The organism is Streptomyces sp. SID486, assembly GCF_009865385.1.
Classification (GTDB): Bacteria; Actinomycetota; Actinomycetes; order Streptomycetales; family Streptomycetaceae; genus Streptomyces.
In genome coordinates this window covers 1-6696 of the sequence record NZ_WWJT01000121.1, presented here as the reverse complement: position 1 = coordinate 6696, position 6696 = coordinate 1, and the positions used below count along the sequence as shown (strand labels likewise).

Sequence of the window (6696 nt, the reverse complement as noted above, 5' to 3'; positions counted from 1 at the left end):
GGACGACAGAGGCGGGCTGGAACCGGCCGGGGACGACGGGGGCGGGCTGGTGCGGGCCGGGGCGGGCGGGGAGACGACCCGGTCCCGGCGGACGTCCTGGCCGACCCGGCGCTCGGTCCAGGTACGCCTCCCCTCGTCGACGAGGGTGAGGCTGGCGACGGCGTGCGGCGCCGGGGCCACCACGACGACCTTGTTCGGGCGGTAGCCGGCCCAGGGGGTGCCGCGGGCACCGGCCCCGCCACGGGTCGGCGCGGGCGGTCCGAGCGGGTTGCCGCAGGCGCAGCGCACCCTGGGCACACCCCGGTCGTCGACGAGCACGGCGGTACCGGCCTGGAGCACGGCCTGGTAGCCGTCCGCCCGGCGGCTGCGGTAGGAGTGGCTGGTGACCCGGGTGTCGGTGCCGAGGACGACCGGGGTCAGAGCGCGCAGGTAGGCGGGGAGACCCGGCCGGGTGACGCCGGCGACACGGGCGAACGCGTCGGCCTTCGCCGGGTCCGCCGCGAGGTAGCCGATGTGCCGCTCGGTGTCACAGGCGGCGACGCGCGGGGTGCCGCGGTACAGGCCGGGGGTCGCGCCGGACAGGGTGCGGGTGGCGCGCAGCGGCGCGGCGAGTTCGGCGGCCGAGACGGCGGCGGTGCCGCGGGGCGGCGTCGAGCCGGGGACGACGGCGGTGCCGCGGGAGGGCGTCGAGCCGGGGACGACGGCGGCCGTGGAGGCGGTGAAGGGCCCGGGCCCCCGGTCCGTGGTGGCCTGGAGGTAGACCAACTCGCCCAGCCGGGTCTGCTTGACGCCGGAGCCCGCGCAGCCGGCGACGAGCAGCACCGCCGGCAGGACGCAGACCGCGACGATGGTTCCGGTGGGTATCCGCACCGCACACTCCACATCACTTTGGGTGATTACGCCCTATTGTTGGCATCGCTCAGGATTGGCTGGCAACTCGGGGAACGCCGCGCCGGGAGCGGCGCCGGTGCTCGGGAGCGGCCGGCGCCGGGTGCTCCCGCGCGACGCCGGGGTAGCCGCACAGGAGGGCGTGCACAGCCGTGGACTGGTTCACCGCACCCGCCGACTGGCTGAGCCGGCTGGTCTTCCAGCGGGCCCTGGCCGCCGTGTACCTGGTCGCCTTCCTGACGGCGGCCCTGCAGTTCCGGGCCCTGCTGGGTGACCGCGGGATGCTGCCGATCCCCCGTTTCACGGCGCGCGTGCCGTTCCGGCGCGCCCCGAGCCTGTTCCAACTGCACTACTCCGACCGCTTCTTCGCCACCTGCGCCTGGACGGGCTGTGCGGTGTCGGCGGCCCTGCTGGCCGGGGCGGCCGACACGCTGCCGCTGTGGGCCGCGATCCCGCTGTGGCTGGTGCCGTGGGCCCTGTACCTGTCGATCGTCAACGTGGGCCAGACGTGGTACGCGTTCGGCTGGGAGTCGTTGCTGCTGGAGACCGGGTTCCTGGCCGCGTTCCTCGGCAACGACGAGGTGGCGCCGCCGGTGGTCGTCCTGTTCCTGCTGCGCTGGATCCTGTTCCGGGTGGAGTTCGGGGCCGGGCTGATCAAGCTGCGGGGCGACGCCTGCTGGCGGAAGCTGACGTGCCTGGACTACCACCACGAGACACAGCCGATGCCGGGCCCGCTGAGCTGGTTCTTCCACCACCTGCCCAAGCCGCTGCACCGGGTGGAGGTGGCCGCCAACCACGTCACCCAGCTGGTCGTGCCGTTCCTGCTGTTCACCCCGCAGCCGATCGCCTCGGCCGCGGCCGCCCTGATGATCGTCACCCAGCTGTGGCTGGTGCTCTCCGGCAACTTCTCCTGGCTGAACTGGATCACCGTCGTCCTGGCCCTGTCCGCGCTCCGGCTGCCGACGACGGCGCCGCCGGTCCGGCCGGCTCCGCTGTGGTACGAGGTGCTGGTGCTCGCGGTCGCCGCGCTGCTGGTCCTCCTCAGCCACCACCCGGTGGTCAACATGATCTCCCGCCGTCAGGTGATGAACCGCTCCTTCGACCCGCTGCACCTGGTGAACACCTACGGCGCGTTCGGCAGCGTCAGCCGGGTGCGTTACGAGGTGGTCGTGGAGGGCACGCTGGACGACGCCCCCCGCGAGGAATCGGACTGGCGGGAGTACGCGTTCCGCGGTAAGCCCGGCGATCCCCGGCGCTGGCCGCGTCAGTTCGCCCCCTACCACCTGCGCCTGGACTGGCTGATGTGGTTCGCGGCGCTGTCGCCCGGCTACGCCGGTGAATGGTTCGGCGCCCTGGTGGAACGCCTGCTGGAGAACGACCGGGACACCCTCAGGCTGCTCCGCCGCTCCCCCTTCCCCCCGGACACCCCGCCGCGCTACGTCCGGGCCCGGCTGTTCCGCTACCGGTACACGAGCTGGCGGGAGTTGCGGGAGACGGGCGCGTGCTGGGAGCGGACGTACGTGCGGGAGTACCTGCCGCCGACGCGGCTGGCCGGGGCGGTCCGGAGACCGTAGCAGCGTGCCGCGACGGCCCGGACGACGCCGGGCCGCTCCCCCGCAGGTGCGCCCGCAACGCGCGCCGACAGCGGCCCTGTTGGGGCAGGGCCGCCGGTGCCGGACGGGTCAGGGCTTGTACCAGCAGACCGTCACGCCGGTGCGCGCGCCACAGCCGATCTTGGTGAAGCGCTCCTGGATCATGTTCCAGTAGTGGCCCCACTGCCGGTAACCCGGGCTGTCGGAACTCTTGTCGGAGTCCGCGTCGTACTTGCTCTTCTCGGCGGCCCACTGGCCGGTGGCCGCGGTCGGACCCGCGCTCGACATGTTCTCGGCACCGTTGAACGACGGGGAGTGCCTCAGCGAACCACCCTGCAGCGAATCCGGGTTGTCGGCCCACGCCTGTGCGTCCTTGGCCACGCTGTCGTCCCACGTCAACGGAGGTGCGCCGGCGTCCTTGCGCACGGAGTTGGTCTCGTTGACGATGCTTTGCTGATCGCCGCCGCTGATGTCGGAGACGGCCGCGGAGGCACTGGTCGCGAACATCGCGCTTCCGCCCATCAGTCCCGCCGCTATGACGGCCACGGCTTGATGGCGAACCCACGTGGGCTTGTTCATGGCGACCCCCTGGTCGCAGAGAAGAGGATGGCAGAGACTGCCGGCAGGCATCACCCGTCACGGGAGCGGGCCCCGTGGCCGGCCCGTGGGATGGCCGGGCCACGGCCGGTTCCTGCGGTGGCCGGGACGCAACCGCCGGCGAAATGGCCTGGTCGGGCGGCCGTACGACCGCCCCTTCACCCGACCAGCCTAAGCCGGGGGTGTCCTCGCGTCGACCGGGGAGCGCACGCGGCCGGCCGCGGGTCGGGCGCCCAGGGGAGCCCGACCCGCGGCCGGCCGGGGTGGAGGCGGCGAGGTCAGTTCCTGCGGAGCCGGAGCGTCATCAGCTCGAACGGCCTGAGGTGTACGGCGATCCGCTCACCCTCACGCGGTACCTCCCCGTCACCGGCCGGCCGCTCCAGCAGGTCGGTCACCGTGACGCCGGCGACCGGGAAGCCGGCCGTCAGCGTCGCCCGGGCGCGGCCGCCGTGGGCCTCGTGGAAGCGGACGACCACGTCACCGCTGCCGTCGTCGGCGAGCTTCACCGCCGTCACCACCACCGCGGCGTCGTCCACCGTGACCAGCGGGGCGACCTCGCGGGCACCGGTGGCGGTGCGCTCCGGCAGGTTGATCCGCCAGCCCTCACGGACCGCGTCGGCGACCGAAGCGCCGGGGACCAGGGCGTGCCGGAAGCGGTGGACGCCCTGGTCCGTCTCCGGGTCGGGGAACCGCGGGGCGCGCAGCAGCGACACCCGGACGGTGGTGGTCGTACCCGGGGCGTCCGCGCCGCGGACGGTGCGGGTCACGTCGTGGCCGTACGTCGAGTCGTTGACGACGGCGACTCCCCAGCCGGGCTCCTCCAGTTGCACGAACCGGTGGTTGCACGCCTCGAACTTCGCCGCCTCCCACGAGGTGTTGGTGTGGGTGGGACGGTGGACATGCCCGAACTGGGTCTCGGAGGCGTACCGTTCGGCGTGCAGGTCGAGCGGGAAGGCCAGTTTCAGGAACTTCTCCGTCTCGTGCCAGTCGACCTCGGTGTCGATGACGAGACGGCGCTCGCCCGGTGCCAGCGAGAGGATCTGGGTGACCCGGGAGGCACCGAAGGCGCGCTCGATCCGTACCGAGATCCCGTCCTCGCCGGCCGTCACCGACTCGGCGTCGGTGAGATCGGTGACGGTGTTGCGGTAGAAGGAGTCGACATCCCAGGCGTCCCACATGTTCGGGAAGTCCTGGTGGAGCTGGAGGAGGTTCGCGGCCTCGCCGGGGGCGACCGTCTCACGGTCGGCGGCCGGGTCGTAGGCGGAGACGACCAGGCCCCGCGCGTCGACGGTGACGCGCAGCAGGCCGTTGTCCAGCGTGAAGCCGCCGTCCTCGCGGGCTGCGAGGGCGGTGCCGTCGGCCGGAGGAGTCCCGGCGGGGGTGGCGGCACCGCCCGCCGGGACACCGCGGCGGGGGTGCGGGGCGGCGTTGAAGACCAGCGGGACGGTGCCCGCGCCGGCCAGCGCGCGCTGCGCGTCCTCGATGATCGTGGTCAGCTCGGCGGCCAGCCGCTCGTACGTCGCCCGGGCCTCGCGGTGCACCCAGGCGATGGACGAACCGGGCAGGATGTCGTGGAACTGGTGCAGCAGGACCGTCTTCCAGATGCGGTCCAGCTCTGCGTAGGGGTAGGGGTGTCCGGTACGCACGGCCGCGGTGGCCGCCCACAGCTCGGCCTCGCGCAGCAGGTGTTCGCTGCGCCGGTTGCCCTGCTTGGTCCTCGCCTGGCTGGTGAGGGTGGCGCGGTGCAGTTCGAGGTACAGCTCGCCCACCCACACCGGTGGTGCGGGGTACTCGGCCTCGGCCTTCTCGAAGAACGCGCGCGGGGTCTCCCACCCGACGGTGGCGGAGCCCTCCAGGTCGCGCAGCCGGGCCGCCTTGCCGACCATCTCCCGCGTCGTGCCGCCGCCTCCGTCGCCCCAGCCGGTGGGGGCGAGGGAGTGCCGGGCCCGGCCCTTGTCCCTGAAGTTGCGGACCGCGTGGGCGATCTCGCTGCCCTTCATCGAGCAGTTGTAGGTGTCCACGGGCGGGAAGTGCGTGAAGATCCGGGTGCCGTCGATGCCCTCCCAGTGGAAGGTGTGGTGCGGGAACGTGTTCGTCCGGGACCAGGAGATCTTCTGTGTCAGCAGCCACCTGGAGCCGGCCGCCTTGATGATCTGCGGGAGGCCCGCGGCGAAGCCGAAGGTGTCCGGGAGCCAGACCTCCTCGTTCTCGACGCCGAACTCGTCGAGGAAGAACCGTTTGCCGTGGACGAACTGGCGGGCCATCGCCTCCGAGCCGGGCATGTTGGTGTCCGACTCCACCCACATCCCGCCGGCCGGCACGAACCTCCCCTCGGCGACGGCCTTCTTCACCCGTGCCCACACCTCGGGCCGGTGGTCCCGGACCCAGGCCCACTGCTGTGCCTGGGACATGGCGAACACGAAGTCCGGCTCGTCCTCGAGGAGCGCGGTCATGTTGGCCGCGGTCCGGGCCACCTTGCGCACCGTCTCGCGCAGCGGCCACAGCCACGCCGAGTCGATGTGCGCGTGCCCGACGGCGCTGATCCGGTGCGCGGACGGCACGGCGGGGGCCGACAGCACGCCGGTCAGCCGCTCCCTGGCCCGGTCCGCCGTGCCGTTCACGTTCTGCAGGTCGACGGCGTCCAGGGCGCGCTCGACCGCGCGCAGGATGTCCGAGCGGCGCGGGGAGTCGAGGGGCAGCTCGGCCATCAGCTCGCCGAGCACCTCCAGGTCCAGCACGAGCTGCCCGACGGTCTCGTCGAGGACGGCGAGGTCCATGCGGGCGAGCGTGTACTGCGGTTCCTGTCCGGCGGTGTCCTTGTCGCCGAGCGGGGTGGGCCGGAAGGGGTGGTAGTCCAGGATGACGGGGTTGGAGGCGGCCTCGATGTGCAGACGCACCTCCTCGCCGCCCGCGACGGGCGCGCCGATCCGCACCCACTGGTTGCGCGGGTTGAGGCCCTTCACGGGGGTGCCGTCGGGCCGGTAGACCAGTCCCTCGCACTGGAAGCCGGGCATGTTCTCGTCGAAGCCCAGGTCCAGCAGGGCCTCGACGGTCCTGCCGGCCCACTCCTCGGGCACGGTCCCGGTGACCCGGAACCAGCTGGTCCCCCAGGGAGCACCCCACCGGGCGCCCACCTCGATCGGCTCGGGCTCGGCGGCGAGCCCCTCCGCGACCGGCACGGGTTCGCCGGGCGCGTGCCACACCGCGACCCGGAGCGGCACGGACTCGGGGTAGACGGCGGGGCGGATTCGTTCGTCGAGGACGCGCCTGAGGCGGGCTTCCACCAGCGTGCGGTCGTCATGCATGCGGGGTGCTCCCTGCGGGTTCCGGGTGATTACCAGGGGTGGGTGACGGTCACGGGCGTCGAGGCGTTGTAGAGCTCCCCCACGGCGCGCAGTTCGAACCGTGCCGCGCTCTCCCCCTGTTCGGGGCGCAGGCCGGTGAGGTGGTAGGCGCGCTGGCAGGTGGCGCCGAGGAAGCGGCGGGTGCCGTCGGGGAGGAGGCGGTGGAGGGTGAAGTGGCGGACGGTGCCGGGCGCGGCGCTCCAGGCGAGGCGGAGGTCGCCGCCGCTCGCCGCGGTGACGCGGGCGCCGGAGGGCGCGCCGGGGGTCGGCGGGGT

Annotated in this window: 4 protein-coding genes and 1 pseudogene; 1 reads left to right on the top strand and 4 read right to left on the bottom strand. The window is 73.2% G+C overall.

From position 1 onward, the window contains the following. On the bottom strand, positions 1-870 hold an 870-nt coding region (locus tag GT045_RS06305; protein ID WP_345942563.1), incomplete at its 3' end, for a DUF6777 domain-containing protein. Positions 871-1040: 170 nt separating this feature from the next. Between GT045_RS06305 and GT045_RS06300 the strand changes: the two genes are divergently transcribed. Beyond that, positions 1041-2462 (top strand): lipase maturation factor family protein, encoded by a 1422-nt coding sequence (locus tag GT045_RS06300; protein WP_161333553.1) that lies wholly within the window; start codon positions 1041-1043, stop codon positions 2460-2462. 108 nt (positions 2463-2570) lie between these two features. Here GT045_RS06300 and GT045_RS06295 read toward each other — a convergent pair whose 3' ends face one another. From GT045_RS06295 to GT045_RS06285, 3 genes and pseudogenes are all read right to left on the bottom strand, one after another. Next, complete coding sequence (locus tag GT045_RS06295) at positions 2571-3059, bottom strand: CAP domain-containing protein (protein ID WP_161333551.1); 489 nt, start codon at positions 3057-3059, stop codon at positions 2571-2573. Between the two features lie 296 nt (positions 3060-3355). Continuing rightward, positions 3356-6382, bottom strand: coding sequence for a glycoside hydrolase family 38 C-terminal domain-containing protein (locus GT045_RS06290; protein ID WP_161333550.1), 3027 nt, complete (start codon positions 6380-6382; stop codon positions 3356-3358). Between the two features lie 29 nt (positions 6383-6411). Beyond that, positions 6412-6696: pseudogene (locus tag GT045_RS06285) on the bottom strand (endo-beta-N-acetylglucosaminidase); the annotation flags it as partial.

Bases quoted from the DNA above. Each gene is read 5' to 3' on its own strand.
- GT045_RS06295 (WP_161333551.1), bottom strand. From the start codon at position 3,059: ATGAACAAGCCCACGTGGGTTCGCCATCAAGCCGTGGCCGTCATAGCG.
- GT045_RS06290 (WP_161333550.1), bottom strand. From the start codon at position 6,382: ATGCATGACGACCGCACGCTGGTGGAAGCCCGCCTCAGGCGCGTCCTC.